Below are 23,425 nucleotides of genomic sequence, written 5' to 3'. Positions count from 1 at the left end.
GCAGCTCAACCTAACCCGCAAGGCTGTTTTGCGGTTAGCCTCCTCAACTCCTTGTGTATGCTGATGCGTCCTTGCCTTGTCGTTTCCTTTCTGATGCTGCCCGCGGCTGTCCTGGCCCAAACGCCCCCGCCGCTTTCGGCCCTGGCCCCCGATACTCTACGCCAGCCCGTAGCCTTGTCCGAAGCCACCGTGACGGGCTACGGCCAGCAGCTGCCATTGCGGCGCACCGCAGCGGCCGTGGGCGTGATAGACGCGGCCGTGCTGGAACGGTTTCCGCAGAACGCCCTGACCCAAGCCGTAAACACGCTGCCGGGGGTGCGCCTGGAGGAGCGGGCCACGGCCAGCTACCGCCTTAGCGTGCGGGGCAGCACGCTCCGCTCGCCGTTTGGGGTGCGCAACGTGAAGGTGTACTACCAGGGCCTGCCCTTCACCGAGGCCGGGGGCACCACACCCCTCAACCTGCTCGACCCCAGTCTGATTGGGCGGCTGGAGGTGATAAAAGGGCCAGCGGGCAGCGTGTACGGGGCCGGCACCGGCGGGGCCGTGCTGCTGGAAAGCCGCCGCCCCGTTCCCGGCCAAGCCCGCGCCCAGGTGGGCTTCACAGCTGGCTCGTTCGGGCTGCGGCGCACCACGGCCGCCGTGGAGCAGGGTACCGCCACCGGCTACGTACGGGCCCAGTATGCCCGCCAAACCCTTCAGGACGGCTACCGCCAAAACAGCGCCCTGCGCCGCGGCGTGCTGGCCCTGGACGGGGAGTGGCAGCCCGCCGACCGGCACACCCTGGCCCTGCACCTGCTCTACACCGACCTCGACTACCAGATTCCGGGCAGCCTCACCCGCGCCCAGTTCGAGCAGAACCCCCGTCAGGCTCGCCCCGCCACGGCCACCGCGCCGGGCACCGTGGAGCAGCGGGCCGGCTACGCCTCGCGCACGGCCCTGGTGGGCGGCACCCACACGGTGCGCTTCTCGGAGCGGCTGCAACTGGCTTCCACACTATACGGCACGGGCAGCGTGGTGCGCACGCCGTTTCTGATAGATATTGAGCGCAACACCCTGCTGGGCGGGGGCGGACGCGTAGTGGCCAGCTACCGTACGGCCCTGGCCGGCCGCACCCTGCGCCTGCAAGCCGGCGCCGAGGGCCAGACCGGCTTTGAAAACTCCCGCAACTACCAGAACCGCGCCGGCACGCCCGGCCCCCTGCGCTACGACGATGAAATCCGGACCAGCACCGGCTTTGCCTTTGCCCAGGCCGACTACGAGCTGCCCGCCGATTTGCTGCTGACCGTGGGGGCCAGCTACAACCGCCTGCGCTACCGCATCGGCCGGGTGTCGGATGCGGCGGCGCGGCCCCAGGGCTACGAGCTGCGCCGCGACTTCCGGCCCCAGCTGGCCCCGCGGGTGGCGGTGCTGCGCGAATTTGGGCCGACTCTGGCCGTGTACGGCAGCGTAAGCACCGGCTTCTCGCCGCCCACCGACGAGGAAATCCGGCCTTCGGATGGCTCCCTGAACCGGGCCTTGCAGGCCGAGCGCGGCACCAGCTACGAGGTGGGCGCCCGGGGCAAGCTCTGGCAGCAGCGCTTAACCTACGACCTGGCCCTCTACGACCTGCGCCAGCGCCAGACTATTACCAGCTACACCAACGAGCAGGGCGTGCAGCTGTTCCGCAACGCCGGCACCACCCGGCAGCGGGGCCTGGAAGCCGCCGTGGGTGCCTGGCTGTGGCAGATGGTAGCTCCACGCTCCAAGCCGCAAGCTGCCCGCTCCGCGGTTGATGCTGGCACGTACGGCCTGCGGGCCTGGGCCAGCTACGCCTACAACCACTACCGTTTCGGGCGCTACGAAAGCGGCGGGCAGGATTTCAGCGGCAACCGCCTCACCGGCACCGCCCCGCACACGCTCACCGCCGGCCTCGACTTCAGCCAGGCGCGGGGGGTCTACCTCAACCCCACCATCAACCACCAAGCCCGCCTGCCCCTCAACGACGCCAATACCGAGTACGCCGCCGGCTACTGGACCCTTGGCAGCCGCGCCGGCTGGCGCCGCACCCTGGGCCGCCTGGGCCTCGACGTGTTCGGGGGCGTGGAAAATGCCACGGACCGCCGCTACAGCCTCGGCAACGACCTCAACGCCTTCGGCGGCCGCTACTTTCAGCCCGCGCCCGGCCGCAATTTCTACGGCGGCGTGCAGGCTGCCGTGGCACTATAGCGCGAAGCTGCCCCGCACGCCGGCCGCGCCTGTAGCGGCTCAGAGGCTATTTGAAGCGCAGCTTCATCAGCAGCAGGGGCACGGTCAGCGACAGGGTGGCGGCGTTGGCCAGAATCACCGGCCAGTCGTGGCGCAGCAAGCCGTACAGCAGCCAGCACAGCACCCCGGTAGAAAACAGCAGCAACATGGGCAGCGACAAACCCGCCCCCGACCGGGCCCGGTACGTTTGCACCACCTGGGGCACGTAGGCAATAGTTGTGAGCGAAGCCGCCAGCAGGCCCAACGCTGAAATCAAAGAAGCATCCATACCGAAAGCTACACGCTGGTAGCCGCAAGCTGCAAGCATATAGCGCACTTAAGCTGCATTCCCGCCGGTGCGGGCAGCTTGGCAAATGGCCGGGATGGTGCCAAGGTCGTGCAGGTCTTCTTCGCCGGCCATGTTATTACACAGCATGCGCCCGGCTACGTGGCTCAGTCTGGCGGCGGATTGGTTGTCAGATAGCATCGTCGTCGCCAACAGCAATCATTTATTCATTCCATTCAGTCCAACGCCGGCAGCAGCAGGATGGGCAGGCGGCCGTGCAGGATAACTTGGGCGGTGACGCTGCGGTTGAACAACTGCCCCAGAAAGCTGCGGCGGCGGGCAATAAGCAGGAGCAAGTCGGCGCGGGTATCGGCAGCGCCCTGCAAAATGCCCTCGGGCAGGCGGCGGTGGCGCACACTGTGGCCCTGGGCCGCGGGCAGGCCGTTGAGCAGGCCGCTGGCTTGTACCGCTTGCAGGGCCGGAACACAGGTGTCGTCGTCTTCGGGAGCCGCCACATGAAGCACCGTCAGCTGGGGCTGCAAGTGGTTCAGCAGCTCGTGCATTCCCTGCAACTGGGACTTCAGGTCAAACGGCTCGTTGTCGGCGGCCAGCGTGATGCGGCGGGGCGGTACGGACGCGGCGGTGCTGCCGGCCGGCACCACGAGCAGGGGCGTGCGCGTGGCGCGCAGCAGCTTTAGCGTGGTGCTGCTCACCAGCTCGTCGGGCGTCGATTCGGTGTCGGGTTTGCCTAGCACCACCAGCGCCGGGGCATGGCGACGAACGGCGTCGTCCACGGCTGCCTCAATCCCATCCACGGCCGACTCCACCGTTGCGGGCACTGGTAGCGTGCGGGTGCGCTCGGCAAGGGCGGCGGCCACCTGCCCCTCGCTCAGGTGGCGAATGCTGCCGGTGAAGGCGTCCGGGTCGAGCAGGGATTCGCGGCGAATGTGGAGCAAAACCAGCGGTGCTCCTTGCGTAGCGGCCAGCGCCGCTGCGTAAGCCAAGGCATTGTCGGCGGCCGGAGTGAAGTCGGCCAGAACGAGGAAGGGAGCAGGCATGGGCGAAAGGTAGGAGTGAGGCGGAGGAGAGGAAGGGCAGATTGCAGCAGTAGTATACGACGAAATGCGGCTTGCCGCTACATTCGGACCGTGCCAGGGCCGGCCGCCGCCCCCCAAATCACTGGTGCGCAGATAAGCCACCGCGTAGTTGTGGCCAGTAGCCCAGCTGCGCAAAAAGCCCCGACTGCTGATGCGCAGCCGGGGCTTTCACTGGGGCTTCTGCCGCCTTTAGGCAACTGAGAGCTAGCGGTTGTTGTCGTCGATGGGGTTATTGAAGCCCGGAATCAGCAGCTCATCGGGCCGGGACTCGGAGTCCGGGTCGGGGCCGGTGGTGCGGCTGTCCGTCGGAATACCAATGGTTTCCTGCTCCAGGCGGGCTGAGGTGTCGAGGGTACCTTCTTCGTCGCGCTTGTAGCCGTACAGCTGCTCGCGGTGTTTGCGCTGCTCCTCCGTTAGGTTCACCCCGGAGTTGGGGTCGAGGGCAGCGGCGGGGTCCTGGTTGGGTTCGGTAGCCATAAGGTAACTAGTAAAGAGGTGGCGAAAAGCTTATTTGCCGGGAATGCCGCGGCCTTCGTCGGGCCGCAGGGAGCTGAACTCGTCGGGGTTGTCGTTGCTGCCGTCGTTGGGGTTGTCGCGCTCCGAGTCGTAGTCGTCGTTGGCGGGGCCGGTGCTGCGGTTGGCGGGCTCGTTGGTGGCCCAGTTGCGGGTGCCCCCACCGTAGCGCGGGTCGTCCTTAGCCCAGCCCTCGCGCTGCTCCTCGTACTCGGCGTCGGCTACGCGGCGGGCTCCGGCGGGGTCCAGGTTCTGGGGCACGCTGCCGCGCTGCTCCGGAAACGCCACCGACGGCGCCGCCGCTCCCTCGGCGCTAGAGGTGTTAAACGAAGGCTGCGCGGGCGTGCTCTGTTGGGCGGAAGTGGCTGAAGTAGGAGCGTGGCCGAAGTCGCCGTACTGAGGGGTGCCAGAGGCCGTGTTGGGCACGGCAGCGTCGGCGCCGGCCTGCTGGCCCGCCACCGGCTGGTCTCCCTCGCGGCGGTTGGGGGCGTGCTGGTTGTCGCCGTTTTCGTTGCCGGACTGGTCACCGGAAAAGTTGTTGGTGGGGGAAGTAGCAGACATGATACAGGCAAAATGAAGTGGGGAATACGCTACCGCCGACACCCTGTGGCGTCGGCAGTGCCCCTGCATACGCAGGCCGGCCGGTTTACGGTTAAGCTGGCAGCCAAAAAATGTGGCGGCCGTATACTGCCCTACGCCTGATTACCTTATTTCACCCTGCCCTACCTTCCTTCCCATGTCCTCTTCCATCATGCATCAGCCCGACGAGCAGCAGTTTTCAGTAACGCGCAATGGGTACACGGCCGAGCTGGCCTATAGCCTGCCGGCCCCCGGCGTCATCGACTTCAACCACACCTACGTGGATGAAGGGCTGCGCGGCCGCGGCGTAGCCCAGGAGCTGGCCCGCACCGCCCTGGCCTACGCCCGCGACCAGCAGCTGCGGGTGCGCACCAGCTGCGAGTTTATGGCCGGCTACGTGCAGCGCCACCCCGAATACCAGTCCTTGCTGGCCGCGTAAGCAACTTCCGCTAATCACAAAAAAGCCGGTCTACCACGCGTAGACCGGCTTTTTCTATGCACTTACTGCTGCCTAGTGGCAGGCTACAAGCTTACTTGGTGGGCATGAGCACCGCGTCGATAACGTGCGTGACGCCGTTGCTCGATACCACGTTGGCAATGGTCACGTTGGCCATGCCACCTTTGGCGTCGTGCAGCATTACGGTGTTGCCTTTGCGGTGCACCATCAGGGTTTCGCCTTCTACGGTGGTCAGCGTCTGGCCATCTTTCAGGTCGTTGGCCATCAGGCGGCCGGGCACTACGTGGTAGGTCAGAATGGTGGTGAGCTTTTGCTTGTTTTCGGGCATCACCAGCGTGTTGACGGTGCCGGCGGGCAGCTTGTCAAAAGCAGCATTGGTGGGGGCAAATACCGTGAAAGGACCCGCGCCTTTCATCGTCTCGACCAGGCCAGCGGCTTTCACGGCCGCTACCAGCGTGGTGTGCTCCGACGAGTTAACTGCATTGTCCACGATGTCCTTGTCGGGCGTCATCATGGCGCCGCCCACCATCACCCCAGCCGAGGCGCCCATGCTGGCGTTGCTCATGCCACGGCCTTTTTCGCCTTCCCGGGGCTTGGTTTTGGATTTCAGCTTGCTGCCGTCGGCGGCTTCCGCCTTCACTTTTACTTTGCCGTCATCTTCCACCTTGGTTTTGGTGGTCATGCCGTCTTCTTTCACTTTGGTTTTTTCGTCGTCCGATTTGGTCTTGGTGCGGCCCTGAGCCAGAGCGGTGGTGGCTGAGCCAGCCGATAGGGCAAACGACAAAGCCAGCGTAGAGAGCAGATACTTGTTCATGGGAGAGGGGGGTTGAAATGCAAAAGTTGAGAGAACTGGGCCATATACGAAGGTTCTTGGCGTTAAGATTTCACCATCCGTAAACTCGTCCTTGTGCTTTGCTACTTACCCCGCTGGTGCAACAAAAAACCCTTCAGCGAGCCGCTGAAGGGTTCAAGGTGTGGTGGCGCCAGGAATCGAACCTGGATCAAGAGCTTCGGAGACTCCCATACTATCCGTTGTACTACGCCACCGGTAGTGAGCGGCAAAACTAGACAGAAAAACTAGGGCCGCCAAACCCGGAGCGCCATTTTCTTGGAAATGCCGAGCGTAACCTTCGCCCCTGGAAAGTAGTTTACCCTAGCATACTCTGAACCTCACATCCATAGCATATGGCTACGACTGAAAAGAAAAACCTGTACACCGCTGAAGCGCAAGCCGTTGGCGGCCGTAGCGGCCATGTCCGCTCCAGCACCGGCATCATCGACCTCGACATGTCGGTGCCCGAAGGCCTTGGCGGCAAAAAAGGCGCCACCAACCCCGAAGAGCTGTTTGCAGCTGGCTACTCTTCCTGCTTCCAGCAGGCTCTGCTAGTCATTGCCCAGCGTGCCGGCGACCGGCTCGACCCCGAAACCTCCGTCAAGTGCAGCGTAACCTTGTTCCAGGAAGGGGAAGGCTACGGCCTCGCCGCCATCCTCGACGTGGACCTGAAATCTTTCGACAAGCAGAAAACCATCGAAATGGTGCGCCAGGCCCACAAAATCTGTCCTTACTCAGTGGGTACCCGCGGCAACATGGAAGTGGAGCTGCGCGTGCAAGGCGAGGCTATTTCGGTAGATGCCCAGGAAAACGCCGGCGTAGCCGACAAAGGCGGCGTGCAGGAAACGCAGAACGCCGCATCTGTCTAAGTTAAGTAAAGAATAAGCGCTGGGCCGTTCAGCAACTTTCCAGTGGAAGGTGGTCGAACGGCCCAGCGCTTACTCTTTACTGCTTCACCGGCGACGCGTAGAAGCTGGCTACCGAATTGGTGTACGTCAGGTGTTTCAGTGGGTATTTGCGCTGAAACACCGTCGGGTTGCTGGCTCCGGCCGGCACTAGCATTAGCGCACCTCGTTCGGTTTTGGTGCCGAAACGCTGGTCAAAATTGATGTCGAAATAGTAGAGGTACGGTTGAATCCAGCGGGCGTATTTCTGGGCTGTAGTGCCGCGCGGCGACTGGACCGTAAAGCCCGGCGCCCGCTCGGCCAATGCCTTTTGCAACTCCACGGCATTGAGTGGTACTCCGTTCAAAAACGGAATGACGTCCCACTGCCCGTCTACCAGCACCCACTTTTGCTGGTCGCGCAACCACACTTCGGTCAGCACATGGCCAGCGCCTGTTTTGCGCGTTTCCACATCAGCCATTTTCAGGGCCAGCACCCGCGCCGGTATTCCCAACGACGCCAGCGCCCCGCTCAGCACAATACCGTACTCCACGCACCGAAATTGTTTGCCCTGAGCAGCTTCCCGCAGAATGGTGAGCGGGTCGGACTTGCTGGGTTCGTTGGTGCCGTTGTGCTTCCACTGCCGGCTCACCCACGCGCACAACGCCTGCACCCGCGCCAAGTCGGTGGTTGCGCCCGCTGCCACCGAATCCAGGCGATACGTGGTGCGCAGCGCGGTCAGGTAGTCGTCGGCGGGCGTGCTCCGTTGAAACAAGAACGGACCTCGCGCATCAGGTTCGGCGGCGAAGGAAAGCGCTTCAGTTGGCGTCGAAAGCTGCGCTGCCGCACCGAGTGGCAAGCTCCAAACCAGCAGGCTTGCAAGCAAGAGTTTCATAAGCAAGGTATAATTGAGTTGAAGCTAAGCCAGCCAGGCGCCTGCCCGCATGCCGAATTGTACAGCTCTGTCTTGCTAAAATAAAAATTGGCTGTTCAACGCCCCACTTAGGAATCGTTGAACAGCCAATTTTTACTTTCTATTTCTCGGTTCTTAAGCGCCTTGCGCTGCCAGCACTTCTTTCACCTTCTGAGCGGCGTCTTTCAGCAGCACGGCCGAGTACACCTTCAGGCCGCTTTCGTCGATGATACGGGCACCTTCCTCGGCGTTGGTGCCTTGCAGGCGCACGATGATGGGCACCTTAATGTCGCCGATGTTCTTGTAGGCCTCCACTACGCCATTGGCCACCCGGTCGCAGCGCACAATGCCGCCGAAGATGTTGATGAGGATGGCCTTCACGTTCGGGTCCTTGAGGATGATGCGGAAGCCGGCTTCCACGGTCTGGGCATTGGCGCCGCCGCCCACGTCGAGGAAGTTGGCCGGCTCACCACCCGAGAGCTTGATGATATCCATGGTAGCCATGGCTAGGCCGGCGCCGTTTACCATGCAGCCCACGTTGCCGTCGAGCTTCACATAGTTCAGGTTTGAGGCCGAGGCTTCCACTTCCAGCGGGTCTTCCTCGTTGGTGTCGCGCAGGGCCTCGAAGTCCTTGTGGCGGTAGAGGGCGTTGTCGTCCAGAGTTACCTTGGCGTCCACGGCCATAATCTTGTTGTCCGAGGTTTTCAACACGGGGTTGATTTCGAACATGGCCGAGTCGGTGTCGTCGTAGGCCTTGTACAGGGCCGATACGAACTTCACCATTTCCTTTTGGGCCTCACCTTCCAGGCCCAGGTTGAAGGCAATTTTGCGGGCCTGAAAGCCCTGCAAGCCCACGCGCGGATCAATGTACTCCTTGTGAATCTTCTCGGGATGCGCCTCGGCTACTTCCTCGATGTCCATGCCGCCCTCGGTGGTGTAGATGATGACGTTGCGGCCGGAGGCGCGGTCCAGCAGCACGCTCATGTAAAACTCCTTGGTCTCCGAGGGGCCGGGGTAGTACACATCCTGGGCGATGAGCACCTTGTGCACCTTGCGGCCTTCGGGGCCGGTTTGCTTGGTCACGAGCTGCATACCGATGATGTTGCCGGCCAGCTCCCGCACCTGGTCCAGGTTTTTGGCGAGCTTCACCCCGCCCCCTTTGCCACGCCCACCGGCATGAATCTGGGCTTTGATGACGTGCCAGCTGGTGCCGGTTTGCTCGGTCAGCTGCTTGGCGGCTTCTACGGCTTCCTCGGCCGTGTCAGCCACGATGCCTTCCTGCACGCGCACACCGTAGCGCTTCAGAATTTCTTTGCCCTGATACTCGTGAATGTTCATAGAGGTCAGTGATGAGGTCTGGGTTGGGGGTGGGTTTTAGCTGCGCTTTCCTAGCGTTTCTGGCTGCGAAAGTAGGGAAAATTGGTGGGGATACGAACAGGCCCGGCGGTGTGCGCCGTCGGCGGAGCGTGCCGGCTGGTTGCGCCACGCCGCTTCCGGCCCAGTGTTACAACCGGGCCTGCTTCACCTTCCTTGCACGGTAGCAGCGCCATAGCCTCTGTAAGAGTTGACGACGCTACCTGTCGAGAGGCCAGACGGGGCGCGTCTCTACATCGGCCAGCCAACCAATAGCGGAGCGCCAACCGCTGCCTAGGCGTCCGGCAGCTCATAGCAGCTGGCCGTGCTCTACGTAGCACACCGCTTCCTCAAACGCCGCCTACCTGACCTCAACCTGCTTAACAACAACCTCCTGCCCGGTAATTATTTTCAGCAGCAACAGGCCTCTGGACGCAGCGGGCAGCGGCAGTTCGGCGCGGCGCACTTGGTGGTAAGAGTACGTGGCTAGCTGGGTGCCCTGCAAGTCGGTAAGTACCAGCTGCGCTTCCGGACGAATAGTACCCAGATCCACGGTGAGCCGGTGGTGGGCGGCTGCCGGATTGGGGTACACGCTCACCACCGCGCCGGCGCTTGCCTGCCAACGAGCCCCGCCGCAGGGCCCCACCAACCGCCACACGCAGTCGGGGCAGCTGGCGGTAGTCGGGTCTTCACCCTGGGTCCACCACTTGGCCGTGTACAGGCTGCCATTGCGCGCCACCTGGTTGCCGCTCACGTACACGGCCGTGGCCGACCACGCGGGGGCAGTGCACGAGTTGCCGCCACTTACAGTCACCGTCATGGCCGCCGAAGAGGTGGTAGCGTCTTGATTGTCAGTGGCCCGAACCGTGAGCGAGTAGCTGCCGGCCGGCACGTTGGTCCAGCTGAACGTGTACGGGCTGCTCGTGTCCTCGCCCAGCTTGGTGCTGCCCTGGAAGAACTCTACTTTGGCAACCGTGCCATCAGCGTCGGTGGCGGTGGCGCGCAGCGTGATGCTGGCCGGGGCCGTGAACGTGGCCCCGGTAGCCGGCGCCGCCAGCGCAACCGACGGAGCTTGGTTGGCAGGAGCGGTTGTGGCAGTGGGCACCCACCAGTTGCCGGACACGAACAGCACACACAGCATGTTGTAGCTGTCTTCAAAATAACCCTCCTTGGCGGCCTTCATGTAGTTCCAGCCGCTGTTCAGCCACTGCTGGTTGGCGGGGTCAATGACGCTGGCCGCCACCATGGGCGAAATAAACACGGCCGATGGGTAGTTGGCGCCGGGAAGCGGAGCGCCGGTCAATTTGTACCCCGCCTGAAGCCTGGTCGGGTCATTGCCGGTGGTGGTTTTGGCCCACGCCACCATCTTGCTCAGAAACGGCTTGGGCGCCGCAGTGCCGTAGTGCGCAAGGTCTAGTACCAGCCGCAGCGGCACCCGCGAGGCGTTGTAGTAATAGTCGCCGGTGGTGCTGCCCTCGTCGGCCTGCGGCTGGCCCGGAGGCGCGGGCCGGGGCGGGTCATACATCACGAAGTCCGAAATCAACCCGGTGTTGGCCGAGTGGTTAGCGTATATCGTGTTGTAAACCGAGTACAGATTGGCGGCCAGCTGGTCCCAGATAGCCCGGTTGGTGTGCGCCCGGAACGCCCGCATGTGGTCAAACATCCAGTCGGAGGGCCGGGTGCTCAGCAAGTCGCTGGTCGGGTCATCCGACAGCCCCAAGCGCAGCGTGCTGCTGTACACACAGCTGGCTTCGAGGCCATTGGTAATCATTTTCCGGGCGGCGTCGAGGTAGTTGATGCTACCCGCCGAGCCCCACTGGTAGTGCGCCAGCAGCAGCGAGTAGGCAATGTCCATGTCGCCGTCGGTAGCCGAGCCAATAGGAGCGCTGCGCCCGTCGGCAAACAGCTGCCACTGCATGAGGTGGCGGTTGTTCACACTGCGGTGGGTGTCGTACATGCGGTACAAGCCGTCGTAGTACGTTTTGGCGCTGGGGTCCGCGCCCGCCATCAGGGCCGTAATGACCATACCGTAGCCGTGCGCTTCCGATTGGCTGACGGCGCTGGCACTGCCCCCGGTGCTGCCCGCGGCCACGTAGTAGTGCGCGGCATTCACCCCTGATTGCTTGAGGTATTTGCCTTTCCAGTAGGTGTAGTAGGCCAGCACGTCGGCGTTGAGCGTGGCCTGCGGTACGTGGTTGGGTTTGATGCACCCCGGATACGTCAGCTGCTGCGGAAACGGCTTGTTCTGCGCCACGCCCCGGCAGGGCACTCCGGCCAGCAAGGCCAGCATCAGCAGCAGGCTTCTGGTCAGGGTCTTGGCGTGGCCGGAGTAAGCCACCCGAGCACGGCTGCCCGCCGTTCGTGGGGGGCGGGCGGCCCGTTTGGGCCGGTGGGTAGTTTTCATAGCTGAAGAAGGTGTAGAGGTGGTTGGAAAGAAGTGAAACCGCTTGAAGCATCAGCAAAAGAGGGAGCCCTGCGCAACAAGGCCCCCTCTCTGCTAGCAGCTACCCACGGCTCCGGCCGCTAGTTGATTGAAATCCGCTTGGTGGTGATGTGGCCGTCGGCCTCCACGCGCAGCAGCGCCACCCCTTTGTAGGCTGGCAACACCAGCTCGGCCCGGCGCACGTGGCGCAGGTCGTACGCCGCTAGCTCGTAGCCGGCCAGGTCCGTCAAGACCACCCGCACCGTGCGGTACTGGGCGCCCAGGTCCACGGCCAGCCGGTTGCCGGCCAGCACCGGGTTGGGATACACCGTCGACTCGGCGACTAGCGTGCTGCTGCCCGCCGCCGCGCGGGTGCCGGCCTGGCTACGGGCCGATGTGAAGGTGGGCAGGCTCCGCAGAAACGCGCCGTTGCTGGTCACAAACGAGTTGTTGTTCTGGTAGGCATCCCAGTTGATGGACCAGGTCATGATGCCGCGCAGCCCCGGATATTTGCTGTTGACCCGGCGGAAGGCTTCCTGCAACCCGGCGTTGGCAATCTGGCCGCTGCCCGCGGCGCCCGCCGAAGCCGGCACTGCAATAACTACCTGGTCGGGGCGCAAGCCGGGGAAAAGCGGACCTCCGCCCACGGTGAAGCCCTGGATGACCATTTCGGTCATGGCCACGATGCCTTCCACGGTGCCCATCGAGTACATCACGCCGTCGTTGCCCTGCATCTGCATGGAGTTGTAGAGCTGGGCCTGCACGTAGGTGGTCCGGTCGCGCAGGGCATGAATCATCGGGATGTACACGCCGCTGCGGGTGTCCACGTTGCCGTTGCTGCCGCCGTACCACTGCCGGCCCATCTGGAAGTAGAACGTTTCGGGCGCCCACGACAAGATGAAGGTCGAAGGATACGCGTCAACGATTTGCCGGATGGCCGAAATCATGTTGACGACTTTCGGGGAAGTCGGATTCCTGAAATCGGGGTCCGCGCCGCCGTTGAACGTGACAGAAGACTGCTCGGTGTCAATGTCGATGCCATCAAAGCCGTACTCGTTCACAATGCCCTTGATGTCGTTCACAAACTGCGTTACGGCCCCGGCCGAGCCCAGCGAGAAGAACCCTTCGTAGCCGCCAATGGACAGCACCACTTTCTTGCCCCGGCTTTGCAGGGCCTTTACATCGGCTTTGAAGTCGGCCGTGGTGTAGTCGACCGTCAGGCCACTGATGACAAACTTCATTCGGCCGTCGGTGCTGCCGGGAACTACCGGTTCGGCAAAGGAAATGTTGATGACATCCCAGCCGGCATTCACGTCGCGGAGCCTGATGAACGGAACCCCGCCGTTCCAGGTGTGCCAGTAGCCCGACATGATGTGCGAGGGCAGGCCGCTGGTCGTCGGACCGCCGCTGTTCACCGTAACGGAAACGGTAGCCGAAGAAGTGGCGCCCTGGTTATCGGTGGCGCGGGCCGTGAGCGTGTAGGTGCCGGCCGCTACGCCCGTCCACGTATAGGTGTAGGGCGCAGCCGTGGCCGTGCCCAGCAGGGTTGTGCCGTTGAAAAACTCCACCTTGCTCACGCTGCCGTTGGCGTCCGAGGCGCTGGCGCGCAGCGTGATGCTGGCCGGGGCCGTGAACGTGGCGCCGGTAGCCGGGGCCGTGAAACTGACCGTAGGTGGCGGGTTGGTGGTGTTGCCGGTAGCAAAAGATATCCAGTTGAGGTTGCAGCCAGTGGAGGCGGCGGCGTACACCCGCAGGGTTTGGGCGCCGGCTGGCAGCGTCACGGTGGTGCTGCGCGTCACCCAATTTTGCCAGCCGCCGGTGTTTTCGACGTTCACGCTGCCCAGGCTGGTGCCGGCGCTGTTGCGCAGCTGCAAGGTGGCGCCGCCCGTGGCGCTGGCCACCCGGAAACCGACGGTGTAGGTACCGGCCGTGGCTACGTTGACAGCATACTCCACCCAGTCGCCGGTCTCAAACCAGTCTACGTTGCGCCCGCCGCCGGTGTCGGTAGTGGGCTCGGTGTCGATGCCCGACATAGCCGCGTAGTTTTCCGCCTGAATGGTGCCCGGAATGGCCTGTGCGGTACTTGGCGCATTGGCTACGGTCACGCTTACGGCCGCCGAGGTGGCCGTGGCGCCCTGGTTGTCGGTGGCGCGGGCCGTAATGGAGTACGTGCCCGCCCCCACGGCGGCCCAGCTGTAGGTGTAGGGGGCAGAGGTGTCCTCACCCAGTTTGGTGGTGCCGTTGAAGAACTCCACTTTCGCCACCGAAACATTATCGGTGGCATTGGCCTCGATAGTAATGGTAGCCGGCGCCGTAGCGGAAGCGCCGTTGCTCGGGGCGGTCAGGCTTACCGAGGGCGGGGTATTGGGTGAGCCGGTGCCGCAGGGGCCCACCAGCCGCCACACACAGTCGGGGCAGCTTTTGGCAACGGGGTCTTCGCCCTGGGTCCACCATTTGGCCGTGTAGTTATTGCCATCCTTGGAAACCTGCGCACCGTTCAAGTAAACAGCGGAAGAATTCCAGGCCGGCGCACAGGCGGTTTGCGCAAAGGCGTGATGGGCAAAGAATGCCAGTAACAGCGTGAGTAGCGCAACCAATCGGTTGCTGCGAACGGGTGGAGCAAGGCTGGTACCCCGGTGCGTAGTGAAGAGTGTTTTCATATGGTTGTGTGTTTGGGTGAACATGCAGAAGGTGCGGAAGAGCAGCCCGGCAGAGTCCGGCTTACCTGAACGTTGCGCTACGGGCATAGCAACGGCACCGCGCTACCACTGTAGACGGCCGAAATGTAGAACTAAATCACCATTGTATTTTTATAGTAAGTGCTGACTATAAACTACTTATGAAGTGATTTACACGAATAATCACAACTTTTTTACCCCGAAAGCTGTCAAAATCAGGAGCTGGGAAATGAGCGAGGGCCGCAGGGCCGCAGATAAATAACACCTCAAAATCAGTTAAATAACACCCCGTATCAGCGCGCCATAGCCCGCCCCGCGGGCTTGCGTTGCGGAGTGAAGTCAATGTGCCGGCGGGCAACAGCGCGGCTTGATGATTCTAGCGCTGGGTGGCAGCATCGGGCGTAGCGTTGTAGCCAGCTTCCGTAAACAGCACTGGCTTGCCAAAGTGCCGCTGCCTAGTTTGGCTGCGGCGCAGCGGCCCCCCTCAGGCACCTGGCAAGGCCGCTTTAGCGGGCTGCTCGGGGCGGCCGTGGTTACGTTCAGCAACGGGTCAGGCCCTTTTATTGGGGAAACCAGCCAGCCACGCAGCCGGGTTTACGCGTATCCGCCTGACGAAATCTTGCGGGCAACTTGTAGATTTGTTTCCCTTTCCCAGCTCACTTCACCCTCGCTCCGTTTTGCTGCAAGCCATCAACGTCCGCAAAAGCTACAACACGCTGGAAGTTCTCAAAGGCATCGACTTAACCATTGAGAAGTCGGAAATCGTGTCCATCGTTGGGTCGTCGGGGGCAGGGAAGAGCACCTTGCTGCACATTCTGGGCACCCTGGACAACCCCGACTCGGGCGAGGTGCTGTTTGATGGTCACTCGGTCAGCTCCCTGGGCCGCTCCGACCTGGCCCGGTTCCGCAACCGCCACATCGGGTTCATCTTCCAGTTTCATAACCTGCTGCCCGAGTTTACGGCCCTCGAAAACGTGTGCCTGCCGGCTTACCTGGCCGGGCGCTCCGAGAAAGAAACGCGCGTGCGGGCCCGCGAGCTGCTGGGCATGCTCAACCTGGAGCGTCGCGCCGACCACAAGCCCAGCGAGATGAGCGGAGGCGAGCAGCAGCGCACGGCCGTGGCCCGGGCCCTCATCAACTCCCCCGAAATCATTTTTGCCGACGAGCCCAGCGGTAACCTCGACTCCCAGAACGCCCAGGAGCTACACCAGATTTTCTTTCTGCTGCGCAAAGAGCTGGGCCAAACCTTCGTCATCGTCACCCACAACGACCAGCTGGCCGAAATGGCTGACCGCAAGATTACCATGAAGGACGGCAACATCTGGGAAGGCCAGTAAACCGAGCTGACAAGTTGAAAAACCGCCGCTGAAACCTGGTTTCAGCGGCGGTTTTTGTTTGAGGGAGAAGCCACACCACCACTTGCCAAAAGATGTAACGCGAAATTCTACTTCGCGAGGCGTTCGAACATTGTCGTTGGGGTAGTAACCACACGGCGCGGACGCCTCGCGAAGTACAACTTCGCGTTACCTGTATATAGGTTCCTACTCAGAAACCAGCCTAAAATGCCCTGCGTTTACGTCTTACATACAAGGCTGTTTTCCAAGAAACTTAGTTGGCTATTGTTTTTGGAAAAGTGTTTTGTAATAGATTGATAATCAACGTGAAAAAATCATCAAAAACCGGCTATGTTTTGCACCTTTCGCGCGCGTGAAAGGTTATACATCCAGAACATACAACGGTACTACAGGACACTAAAGGAAAGACGCCATGAGCGAAGCAATCAAGACCACCAAAGAGCAGGTTCGCAAGACCAAAGTGGAGAGCTATGACATCTCGCGCTCCGACGAGACGCTGCACCTGGCGACGGACCTTGCCAAATTCATCAAGGAGAACAAGCTTAGCACTTCGGTGCAGGGCAAAGACTACGTAAACGTGGAGGGCTGGCAGTACGCCGGCTCGCGCCTGGGCATCGTGCCCATCGTCGACCACGTTATTAACGTGTCGAACGACACCGAGATTAAGTACCAGGCCAAAGTGACGCTGTTCGACATTAAGTCGGGCCACACGGTGGGTGCGGGCTTCGCTATTTGCTCCAATAAAGAGCAGGGCAAGAAGTTCTACCAGGAGTTTGCCATCATGAGCATGGCCCAGACTCGCGCCATCGGCAAGGCGTACCGTAACATCCTGGCCTGGATTATTCGCGCTGCCGGCTACGAGCCTACTCCGGCTGAGGAAATGGAGTACGGCGGCAACACTTCCGCTGCCCAGCCGGCCCTCACCGTGTCGCCGGCTCCGGCTCCCGTGGCTGACGTAGTTTCTGCTCCGGCCATGAAGGCCGTGCCCGCCGAGCCTGCTCCGGCCGAAGCTCCGGTTACGGCTTACGCCACGACATCGCAGAAGGAGGAAATTATCCGCCTGCTCAACCACCCGGTTATCACCCGTCCCGAGAAGACTAAGATGCTACTCAACATCAACCGTCTGGACGAGGAGCGTGCCACGCAGGCCATTGCCAAGCTGAAGAAGGCCATCGAAGACCGTGAAAACGGTCAGACTGCCGCAGCCGCCTAAGCTGCTGGCGTGTTAAACACAAAGCCCGGTTCCTGTCAGGACCGGGCTTTTTTGTGCGTTACAGGTTTTCGGTGGGGTAGAGGTGAATGCCTCGGGTTCCCATTACCTCAATCAGCGAGGCCGTGTCGTGCCGGGACTGGAGTAGCCGCGCGAGTCGCTCCATGTTCGGGCCCTGGTCGTCGGCGGAGGTCGGGTGCCGGAACCGGGCGCTTTTCAGCCAGCTGCACGCCGCGTCCATGTCCGAGAACAAGGCCACGACGGGCGAGTTGAGAGCGTACACGGCCAAATCGGTGTAGCACTGGGCGCTCAGGATGGGCGAGTACACCCAGGCAATGTGGTCGACGTCGCCCAAGACAATGTAGGGCAGGTACTCCGAGGCCAGCCAGGGCGAAATATCCGCGCTGACACTCACCACGTTGGTGTTATCATTCAATACTTGGCGGTAATCTCCCTGCAAGAAATACTGGGCAATAGTCAGGCAGTTTTCCTGCACGGTAGGTAAGGTAAGCTCGCCCTGCCAATCGGCGTAGAGCCAGCCGTTTTCAGTGTCGTGGTACAGAGCCAAGGTAGTACCTTCGGTGAGTAATTGTAAGCTCATGCGTAAGTGAACTAGGTGTGAGTTTAAAGCAAGTGGCAGATGGTTGTGAAAGGTGAGATAGATGGACGGTTGGTAGATTTTGCGATAATATAGGAAGTTTTAAATAGAAAAATAGTCATAACATCTTTTTTTATTTCAATTAATCATAAGTTATGTTCGATATATCGAATATATAGCTGAACTATCCGGCAGAGTATCAGTAGATTGATAGAAAAAGCCGCACGTAGCGCAAACCGACCTATGGTTGTGGTAGCTGGATGGTACCTTCGTCGGCCGATGTACGCCTACTTCCCGTGACGATTCAGCCCACCGACGACATCCTGCACATACTGCGCCAAACCTGGGGCCACACCCGGTTTCGGCCGTTGCAGGAAGACATTATCCGGGCGGTGCTGGCGGGGCAGGATACGCTGGCCCTGCTGCCCACGGGCGGGGGCAAGAGCATCTGCTTTCAGGTGCCGGCGCTGGCGCGGGAGGGGCTGTGCCTGGTGGTGTCGCCGCTGATTGCGTTGATGAAGGACCAGGTGGAAAACCTGCGCCGCCGCGGCATCAAGGCCGAAGCCGTGTACGCGGGCATGAGCCACCAGGAAATCGACCAGACCCTGGACAACTGCGTGTACGGGCCGGTGAAGTTCCTGTACGTAAGCCCGGAGCGCCTGCTTACCGACATGTTTCGGGCGCGGGTGCCCAAGATGCGAGTGCGCCTGCTGGCCGTGGACGAGGCGCACTGCCTCTCGCAGTGGGGCTACGACTTCCGGCCACCCTACCTGCGCATCCGGGAGCTGCGGGAGCTGCTGCCAGGCGTGCCCTGCATGGCCCTCACGGCCACCGCCACTGAGCAGGTGCGCCAGGATATTGTGGAGAAGCTGGCCTTCGGGCCCACGCACCGCGTGTTTCAGCAGAGCTTTGCCCGGCCCAACCTGTCGTACTCGGTGCTGTACACCGAAGACAAGTTGCGCCGCCTGCTGGAAGTGGTGCGCGGGGTGGGCCCGGAAAAAACCAGCATTGTGTACGCCCGCACCCGCCGGCTGGCCGAAGACACGGCCGCCTTCTTGCAGCAGCACGGGCTGAAGGCGGCTGCCTACCACGCTGGCCTGCCCGCCGAGCAGCGCGCCCGCACCCAGCAGGACTGGATGCAGAACCGCACCCGCTGCATGGTGGCCACTAACGCCTTCGGCATGGGCATCGACAAGCCCGACGTGCGCCTGGTGGTGCACCTCAACGCCCCCGACAACCTCGAAGCCTACTATCAGGAAGCGGGCCGCGCCGGCCGCGACGAGAAATACGCCTTTGCCGTGCTGCTGCAAGGCCCCACCGACGCCGACGAGCTGCGCCGCCGCACCCAGCAGAGCTATCCGCCCCTGGACACGGTGCGCCGTGTGTACCAGGCTCTGGCTAACTTTTCGCGCACGGCCGTGGGCGGGGGCGAGCTGGTGGCTTTCGACTTCGACATGCAGCAGTTTGCCGAAACCTACCGCATCCGGGCCCTCGACGCCCACAACTCCCTGCGCCTGCTGGAGCGCGAAGGGTTTGTGCAGCTGAACGAGGCCGTCAACAGCCCCGCCCGCGTGCACATTCCCATCGACCACACCGACCTGTACAAGTTTCAGGTGGCCAATGCCCAGCACGACCAGCTCATCAAAAGCCTGCTGCGGATGCACGGGGGCGAGCTGTTCGCGGGTTTTCAGCGCATCTCGGAAAACAGCCTGGCCCAGTACCTGCGCCTGAGCGTGGCCGATGTGCGCAAGATGCTGCTGTTTCTGCACCGCTCCGGCATCATCCAGTACCAGCCCCGCCACGACTCGCCCCAGGCCCTGTTCACCACTCCGCGCTACGACGCCGCCCAGCTGCCCCTGGAGCAGAAACGCCTCCACCAGGCCCGCGACTTGGCCCTGCACAAAACCGAAGCCGTTATTCGCTACGCCGCCGGGGGGCGCTGCCGCCAGCAGTTGCTGCTGGAGTATTTCGGGGAGCTGGATGCCCCCGCCTGCAAGGTGTGCGACCTATGCCTGGCCCGTAAAAAAGCCACCCAGGCCGCTCCCGCGCCGGCCGCACTCCGGGAGCAGCTGCTGCACCTGCTGCGCGCCGCCCCCCAAACGCCCCGCGAGGTACTGGCCCAGTTCGCGCCCGGCCAAGCCAGCCTTGTTACGGAGCTGCTGCGGGAGCTGGTGGAGCTGGGGACGCTGCGCTACGCCGCCGATGGCCGCCTGGAGTGTCTGGCGCGGTGAGGGGGCCGCTGAAACAAAAACGGCAGCCCCAGGTGGAGCTGCCGTTGGCATAGGTGTGTGAAAACGAGCAGAAGAGCAGAGCTAGGCCGGATTGGTTGTAGTGCTGAGGTTTACCTCGATGTTGCCGCGGGTGGCGCGCGAGTAGGGGCAGATGCCGTGGGCGGCTTGCACCAGCTGCTCGGCCTGGGCCTGGTCTACGTTCGGAATATTCACGTGCAGGTCGGCGGAGATGCCGTAGCCGGCATCCTCCATTTTGCCAAAGCCAATAAACGCCTCTACCGTTACGTCCTGCAGCTTCACGCCGGCCTGGCGGGCCGCTACGGCCAGCGCCCCCTCGAAACAGGCCGAGTAGCCGGCCGCAAACAGCTGCTCGGGGTTGGTGGCACCGGGTTTGCCGGGGCCGCCCATTTCTTTGGGCGTGCTCAGGTCCACGTCCAGCACGTTGTTGTTGGTGGTTACGTGGCCGTCGCGGCCACCGGTGGCTTTGGCCTGGGCCGTGAAGAATTTTTCGACGAGTTTCATATAAGAGGAAATGGGGAAAAGCGAAGTACGCCTAACTCAGCTGAGTTAGCAGCGTGCGGAGCTGAGTGCGGAGGGCTTCAAACTGCGGGTGCTCCATGCCGAGCTTAGCAAAAATCTGCTCGGGAATCTGGCAGGCCTGCGCCTGCATAGCCTGGCCGGCCGGCTGCAGGCTGATGATGACGGACCGTTCATCCTGCGGGTCGCGGCGGCGGCTGATCCACTGCTTCTGCTCCAGGCGCTTTAGCAGGGGCGTGAGCGTGCCGGAATCGAGCAGAAGCTTGTCGCCCAGGGCTTTAACCGTTAGCTCGCCGTGTTCCCAGAGCAATAGCAACACCAGGTACTGCGGGTAGGTCAGGTCCAGCTCCTGCAAGAAGGGCTGGTAGGCCTTGGTCATCAGCCGCGACACGGCGTACAGCGGAAAACAAAGCTGGTTGTCCAGTTTGAGTAGCTCTAGGCTGGCGTCAGAGGAGGCAGGAGAAGTCATAGGAGCGCGCAAACGTAAGGATTATTTCCGGCAATTCAATTGCAAGCAATCAAATTGCCTTTCCAGCATCCTAAAGCACTTATTCTTGAAAAGCAAAATGCCGCTCTCGGCAAGCGAAGAGCGGCATGGACACAATGTAGAGGCTATAAGATAAGCACAAAGCCACGCACAGGTTTACGCCTGCTGGTAGTCCTGAATGCCTCCTAGCAGGTTGCGCACGTTCTGGAATCCTTGCTGGATAAGGAAGGCTTTAGCGGAGGCGGAGCGGCCCCCAGCCTTGCAATGCACCACTACTTCGCGGTCCTTCAGCTCTTCCAGGTCCTCCAGCTTGCCGGGCAGCTCACCCAGCGGGATGTTCTGGCTGCCCTCAATGCGGGACTCGGCGTTTTCCCAGGTTTCGCGCACGTCGATGATGACCGGGGCGGTGCCGGCCGCCTGGCGCTCTTTCAGCTCGGCAGAAGTGATGTCGTTCATAAGAAGGTGATGGGGTAGTGCGGTGAAAGGTGTCGCAAAGGTAGCTGTCGGCTGTAGCATGTGGCGCATCAGGCCAGCGGCTTGGGCAGCCACCGTCCATGCGGTAGCTGTTCCGGTGTGGGTGCTCAGGCGCCAAAAAAGCCCTGGCTTCGCTGGCCTTGGGCTCGGCTAGCGCCGGACACCAGATCAAGACCACGATTTACCTCCCCACTCCCGCTCATTTTACCACCCAATCAGCAGCGGCTTAGTGGCTTGGCGGCCGTCGGGCAGGCGCAGGCGCACGAAGTAGGCGCCGGCAGCCAAGCGGGGCAGCTCCAGGGTAGGTTGGCCGGCTTGGGCAGACGGTTGGGTCCAGACCACGCGGCCGCGCACGTCGAGCACGGTGGCGTGCACGTAGGAGCCGCGCACCTGCACCCGGCCATCGGGGGTGGGGTTGGGGTAGAGCAGTGGCCCGGCCGTAGTGTTTGCACCAGGGGCTACGGACGTGGTGGTGCTGCCCAGCACCGGCCGCAGCAGCATAGACCCCTCGGGGCTAGTGGCAGAAGCCGTGCGCACTACCGACCACGCCCCCAACGAGTTGACGAACAGACTCCCCACCGGGGTGGCGTTGTTCAGGTCGAAGCCCAGCTCCACGTTCTGCTGAGTGGGGGCCTCGCCAAAGCCGGCATAAAACCGTCCGCTCACGGGCACGGGCTGCCGGAAGGCCACTTCCAGAAACTGCCCGGCCGGCAGATTAGCCGGAATAGTGACGGCCTGGGTGGCTTTGGGCGTGGCGGCCGGCTGGCCGTTGGCATCGTCCCACACATTCACCGTGATGGTGCGGCCCGCCGCCGCACTCACCAGATACAGCCGGATGGCCCGCACCTGGTCGGGCTGGTTGAGGTCGAAGCCCAGGGCCAGGTAGCTGGGCGGGCCCGTGGACGTGGGCGGCAGGGTGATGGTGGCCTCAGGGGTGCCGTCGTCGTAGGCGTAGTAGTCGCTCAGCTCCGTCAGGCGCGTGATGGTGTCGTTGGGCAGCGTGAGCGGGTTGGTTTCGTTGGTGAGCAGGGTGATGCGCTGGCGCAGCACCTTGGGCGTGGCCGTAGTGGGCACGGCGGCCGTGCTGGGGTTGCCGATTACGGGCTGCTGGCGGGCATTGGCGTCGAGGGAGCGGCCACCGGCCAGAAACTGGGTGCGCGGCCCGCCCGGCAGCACCTCCAGCGTGCCGGTCCAGGTAATGGGCGTGGGTGCCGGGCCAATGTCGAAGTTGTTGATGGTGGTAACCGTGCGCGTGGCCAGCTCCTGGGCGGGGTTGCGGTTGAACTGCGTAGCGGGCATGGCCGCGTAGCGGCGCAGGGCGCTGGGCAGGGGGCGGCTGGTGGCAATGTCGCGGAAGGTGGAGTCGGTGGCGGTGCGGTTGCGGTCCAGGCGCACGTAGTCGATGCTCCAGGCGTCGCGGCGGTTGTAGAGCTGCCCGGTGGTTCGGAACCGGAACTGGAAGCTGTTGTGGAAGTAGCTGGTCTGGTCGAGGCGGAGGGCCTTGAAGCGGAAGTTGGTGGTGTCGCCGCGGCTGTTAAGCCGCCACACCTCGCGCCACAAGCCGCTGCGGTCCAGAAAATCGACGTACAAGGCAATGGGGCGCGTGCCGCTGGGGGCGGGCGGCCCCACCAGCGTGCCAGCCTGCCAGTAAAAGCTGAGGTAGACGTTGTTGCCCGGCCCCAGCTGGCTCAGGTCCAGCGGCTGCGACACCAGCGAGTCGGCGTCGCCAATCAGCGACACGGGGCCACGGGAGCGGCCGGCGGCATCGAGACCATCCAGGGTGGCCACGCCCCGCGACGGGGGCCGCCGGGCAAACCGGCTGTTGACGAGGGTGCCGCCCCCGGTTTCCCAGCGCTGCACACTGGGCCGGCCTTCGCGCTGGCTGCTGAAATCATCGAAGAAAGGCAAGGCCAGCGCGGTAGGCCGCCGCGCAGTACCAGCCGTGGGCGCCGGCTCGGGCGTAGGCTCAGGCCCCAAGGGACGTACCAGCACCTGGGCCGGGGCCGCGGTGCCGGCCAGCAGGGCCAGGCCACCCAGCAGACTCAGCAGATAACGGGAAAAAGAAGACATGCCAGCAAAGTAAAGACAAGGAAGTAAACGAGTGCCCGGAAACTGGACCCCGGCCCGCCAGAACAAACCATCTGAACTGTCATTCCGACGCAGGAGGAATCTGGGTTTGACATCTAGTGAGTAACCCAGATTCCTCCTGCGTCGGAATGACAGTTCACGTAAGCCAGAGCCTACCTTCACTCGTTCAAAGGAAAAGGTTCGTTGCGACACACAACGAACCTTTCCT

At 62.7% G+C, this 23,425-nt stretch carries 20 protein-coding genes and 1 tRNA gene; 6 read left to right on the top strand and 15 right to left on the bottom strand.

The window, feature by feature from the left end; translation table 11 throughout:
* Positions 1 to 63: 63 nt before the first annotated feature.
* The gene (locus tag OIS53_RS07960; RefSeq protein WP_264681864.1) at positions 64 to 2,205 is read left to right on the top strand and encodes a TonB-dependent receptor family protein; all 2,142 of its coding nucleotides are present in this window, start codon (positions 64 to 66) and stop codon (positions 2,203 to 2,205) included.
* Positions 2,206 to 2,251: 46 nt separating this feature from the next.
* Here the strand turns inward: OIS53_RS07960 and OIS53_RS07955 are convergent, their stop codons facing one another.
* The 4 genes from OIS53_RS07955 to OIS53_RS07940 form a co-directional block, all read right to left on the bottom strand.
* Positions 2,252 to 2,512 carry a SemiSWEET transporter gene (locus OIS53_RS07955; protein ID WP_264681863.1) on the bottom strand — a complete coding sequence of 87 codons (261 nt, stop codon included), beginning with the start codon at positions 2,510 to 2,512 and terminating at the stop codon, positions 2,252 to 2,254.
* 233 nt (positions 2,513 to 2,745) lie between these two features.
* Positions 2,746 to 3,567 carry a universal stress protein gene (locus OIS53_RS07950; RefSeq protein WP_264681862.1) on the bottom strand — a complete coding sequence of 274 codons (822 nt, stop codon included), beginning with the start codon at positions 3,565 to 3,567 and terminating at the stop codon, positions 2,746 to 2,748.
* A gap of 243 nt (positions 3,568 to 3,810) precedes the next feature.
* Entirely contained in the window at positions 3,811 to 4,083 is a 273-nt protein-coding gene (locus OIS53_RS07945) for a hypothetical protein (protein WP_264681861.1), read from the bottom strand.
* Positions 4,084 to 4,113: 30 nt separating this feature from the next.
* On the bottom strand, positions 4,114 to 4,680 hold the full coding sequence (locus OIS53_RS07940) for a hypothetical protein (protein ID WP_264681860.1): 567 nt from the start codon (positions 4,678 to 4,680) through the stop codon (positions 4,114 to 4,116).
* 175 nt (positions 4,681 to 4,855) lie between these two features.
* On the opposite strand from OIS53_RS07940, the gene OIS53_RS07935 reads away from it, so the two are divergent.
* Positions 4,856 to 5,137 (top strand): GNAT family N-acetyltransferase, encoded by a 282-nt coding sequence (locus OIS53_RS07935; protein WP_264681859.1) that lies wholly within the window; start codon positions 4,856 to 4,858, stop codon positions 5,135 to 5,137.
* Between the two features lie 91 nt (positions 5,138 to 5,228).
* On the opposite strand, the gene OIS53_RS07930 is transcribed toward OIS53_RS07935, so the two are convergent.
* Together OIS53_RS07930 and OIS53_RS07925 are read right to left on the bottom strand one after the other, a co-directional pair.
* Positions 5,229 to 5,720, bottom strand: a complete 492-nt coding sequence (locus OIS53_RS07930; RefSeq protein ID WP_264682321.1) for a fasciclin domain-containing protein — start codon at positions 5,718 to 5,720, stop codon at positions 5,229 to 5,231.
* Positions 5,721 to 6,130: 410 nt separating this feature from the next.
* Positions 6,131 to 6,202 (bottom strand) — tRNA-Arg (locus OIS53_RS07925).
* 138 nt (positions 6,203 to 6,340) lie between these two features.
* Here OIS53_RS07925 and OIS53_RS07920 point away from each other — a divergent pair.
* A complete protein-coding gene (locus tag OIS53_RS07920; RefSeq protein ID WP_264681858.1) occupies positions 6,341 to 6,856 on the top strand; it encodes an Ohr family peroxiredoxin in 516 nt (171 codons plus the stop codon).
* 76 nt (positions 6,857 to 6,932) lie between these two features.
* On the opposite strand, the gene OIS53_RS07915 is transcribed toward OIS53_RS07920, so the two are convergent.
* From OIS53_RS07915 to OIS53_RS07900, 4 genes are all read right to left on the bottom strand, one after another.
* Positions 6,933 to 7,766, bottom strand: coding sequence for a transglutaminase-like domain-containing protein (locus tag OIS53_RS07915; RefSeq protein WP_264681857.1), 834 nt, complete (start codon positions 7,764 to 7,766; stop codon positions 6,933 to 6,935).
* Between the two features lie 153 nt (positions 7,767 to 7,919).
* Complete coding sequence (gene sucC / locus OIS53_RS07910) at positions 7,920 to 9,122, bottom strand: ADP-forming succinate--CoA ligase subunit beta (protein ID WP_264681856.1); 1,203 nt, start codon at positions 9,120 to 9,122, stop codon at positions 7,920 to 7,922.
* 376 nt (positions 9,123 to 9,498) lie between these two features.
* Positions 9,499 to 11,541 carry a glycosyl hydrolase family 8 gene (locus OIS53_RS07905; RefSeq protein WP_264681855.1) on the bottom strand — a complete coding sequence of 681 codons (2,043 nt, stop codon included), beginning with the start codon at positions 11,539 to 11,541 and terminating at the stop codon, positions 9,499 to 9,501.
* Positions 11,542 to 11,660: 119 nt separating this feature from the next.
* Positions 11,661 to 14,219, bottom strand: coding sequence for an Ig-like domain-containing protein (locus OIS53_RS07900; protein WP_413775182.1), 2,559 nt, complete (start codon positions 14,217 to 14,219; stop codon positions 11,661 to 11,663).
* A 695-nt stretch (positions 14,220 to 14,914) separates the two neighbouring features.
* Between OIS53_RS07900 and OIS53_RS07895 the strand changes: the two genes are divergently transcribed.
* Together OIS53_RS07895 and OIS53_RS07890 are read left to right on the top strand one after the other, a co-directional pair.
* On the top strand, positions 14,915 to 15,574 hold the full coding sequence (locus tag OIS53_RS07895; protein WP_264681853.1) for an ABC transporter ATP-binding protein: 660 nt from the start codon (positions 14,915 to 14,917) through the stop codon (positions 15,572 to 15,574).
* A gap of 430 nt (positions 15,575 to 16,004) precedes the next feature.
* The gene (locus OIS53_RS07890) at positions 16,005 to 16,805 is read left to right on the top strand and encodes a hypothetical protein (RefSeq protein WP_264681852.1); all 801 of its coding nucleotides are present in this window, start codon (positions 16,005 to 16,007) and stop codon (positions 16,803 to 16,805) included.
* 58 nt (positions 16,806 to 16,863) lie between these two features.
* Here the strand turns inward: OIS53_RS07890 and OIS53_RS07885 are convergent, their stop codons facing one another.
* A complete protein-coding gene (locus OIS53_RS07885) occupies positions 16,864 to 17,403 on the bottom strand; it encodes a hypothetical protein (RefSeq protein ID WP_264681851.1) in 540 nt (179 codons plus the stop codon).
* Positions 17,404 to 17,660: 257 nt separating this feature from the next.
* Between OIS53_RS07885 and OIS53_RS07880 the strand changes: the two genes are divergently transcribed.
* Entirely contained in the window at positions 17,661 to 19,631 is a 1,971-nt protein-coding gene (locus OIS53_RS07880; RefSeq protein WP_264681850.1) for a RecQ family ATP-dependent DNA helicase, read from the top strand.
* An 81-nt stretch (positions 19,632 to 19,712) separates the two neighbouring features.
* On the opposite strand, the gene OIS53_RS07875 is transcribed toward OIS53_RS07880, so the two are convergent.
* From OIS53_RS07875 to OIS53_RS07860, 4 genes are all read right to left on the bottom strand, one after another.
* The gene (locus OIS53_RS07875) at positions 19,713 to 20,153 is read right to left on the bottom strand and encodes an organic hydroperoxide resistance protein (protein WP_264681849.1); all 441 of its coding nucleotides are present in this window, start codon (positions 20,151 to 20,153) and stop codon (positions 19,713 to 19,715) included.
* Between the two features lie 31 nt (positions 20,154 to 20,184).
* Positions 20,185 to 20,637: a MarR family winged helix-turn-helix transcriptional regulator gene (locus OIS53_RS07870; RefSeq protein ID WP_264681848.1), complete on the bottom strand. Its 453-nt coding sequence runs from the start codon at positions 20,635 to 20,637 to the stop codon at positions 20,185 to 20,187.
* Positions 20,638 to 20,811: 174 nt separating this feature from the next.
* On the bottom strand, positions 20,812 to 21,111 hold the full coding sequence (locus tag OIS53_RS07865; RefSeq protein ID WP_264681847.1) for a rhodanese-like domain-containing protein: 300 nt from the start codon (positions 21,109 to 21,111) through the stop codon (positions 20,812 to 20,814).
* A gap of 222 nt (positions 21,112 to 21,333) precedes the next feature.
* A complete protein-coding gene (locus tag OIS53_RS07860; protein ID WP_264681846.1) occupies positions 21,334 to 23,199 on the bottom strand; it encodes a T9SS type A sorting domain-containing protein in 1,866 nt (621 codons plus the stop codon).
* Positions 23,200 to 23,425 lie beyond the last annotated feature (226 nt).

This window comes from Hymenobacter sp. YIM 151500-1 (assembly GCF_025979885.1).
GTDB lineage: Bacteria > Bacteroidota > Bacteroidia > Cytophagales > Hymenobacteraceae > Hymenobacter.
Note: the sequence above shows the minus strand (reverse complement) of the source record. Positions and strands in the feature narration are given on the sequence as shown.

Bases quoted from the DNA above. Each gene is read 5' to 3' on its own strand.
- OIS53_RS07960 (WP_264681864.1), top strand. From the start codon at position 64: ATGCGTCCTTGCCTTGTCGTTTCCTTTCTGATGCTGCCCGCGGCTGTC.
- OIS53_RS07955 (WP_264681863.1), bottom strand. From the start codon at position 2,512: ATGGATGCTTCTTTGATTTCAGCGTTGGGCCTGCTGGCGGCTTCGCTC.
- OIS53_RS07950 (WP_264681862.1), bottom strand. From the start codon at position 3,567: ATGCCTGCTCCCTTCCTCGTTCTGGCCGACTTCACTCCGGCCGCCGAC.
- OIS53_RS07945 (WP_264681861.1), bottom strand. From the start codon at position 4,083: ATGGCTACCGAACCCAACCAGGACCCCGCCGCTGCCCTCGACCCCAAC.
- OIS53_RS07940 (WP_264681860.1), bottom strand. From the start codon at position 4,680: ATGTCTGCTACTTCCCCCACCAACAACTTTTCCGGTGACCAGTCCGGC.
- OIS53_RS07935 (WP_264681859.1), top strand. From the start codon at position 4,856: ATGTCCTCTTCCATCATGCATCAGCCCGACGAGCAGCAGTTTTCAGTA.
- OIS53_RS07930 (WP_264682321.1), bottom strand. From the start codon at position 5,720: ATGAGCAACGCCAGCATGGGCGCCTCGGCTGGGGTGATGGTGGGCGGC.
- OIS53_RS07920 (WP_264681858.1), top strand. From the start codon at position 6,341: ATGGCTACGACTGAAAAGAAAAACCTGTACACCGCTGAAGCGCAAGCC.
- OIS53_RS07915 (WP_264681857.1), bottom strand. From the start codon at position 7,766: ATGAAACTCTTGCTTGCAAGCCTGCTGGTTTGGAGCTTGCCACTCGGT.
- sucC (WP_264681856.1), bottom strand. From the start codon at position 9,122: ATGAACATTCACGAGTATCAGGGCAAAGAAATTCTGAAGCGCTACGGT.
- OIS53_RS07905 (WP_264681855.1), bottom strand. From the start codon at position 11,541: ATGAAAACTACCCACCGGCCCAAACGGGCCGCCCGCCCCCCACGAACG.
- OIS53_RS07900 (WP_413775182.1), bottom strand. From the start codon at position 14,219: ATGAAAACACTCTTCACTACGCACCGGGGTACCAGCCTTGCTCCACCC.
- OIS53_RS07890 (WP_264681852.1), top strand. From the start codon at position 16,005: ATGAGCGAAGCAATCAAGACCACCAAAGAGCAGGTTCGCAAGACCAAA.
- OIS53_RS07885 (WP_264681851.1), bottom strand. From the start codon at position 17,403: ATGAGCTTACAATTACTCACCGAAGGTACTACCTTGGCTCTGTACCAC.
- OIS53_RS07880 (WP_264681850.1), top strand. From the start codon at position 17,661: ATGGTACCTTCGTCGGCCGATGTACGCCTACTTCCCGTGACGATTCAG.
- OIS53_RS07875 (WP_264681849.1), bottom strand. From the start codon at position 20,153: ATGAAACTCGTCGAAAAATTCTTCACGGCCCAGGCCAAAGCCACCGGT.
- OIS53_RS07870 (WP_264681848.1), bottom strand. From the start codon at position 20,637: ATGACTTCTCCTGCCTCCTCTGACGCCAGCCTAGAGCTACTCAAACTG.
- OIS53_RS07865 (WP_264681847.1), bottom strand. From the start codon at position 21,111: ATGAACGACATCACTTCTGCCGAGCTGAAAGAGCGCCAGGCGGCCGGC.
- OIS53_RS07860 (WP_264681846.1), bottom strand. From the start codon at position 23,199: ATGTCTTCTTTTTCCCGTTATCTGCTGAGTCTGCTGGGTGGCCTGGCC.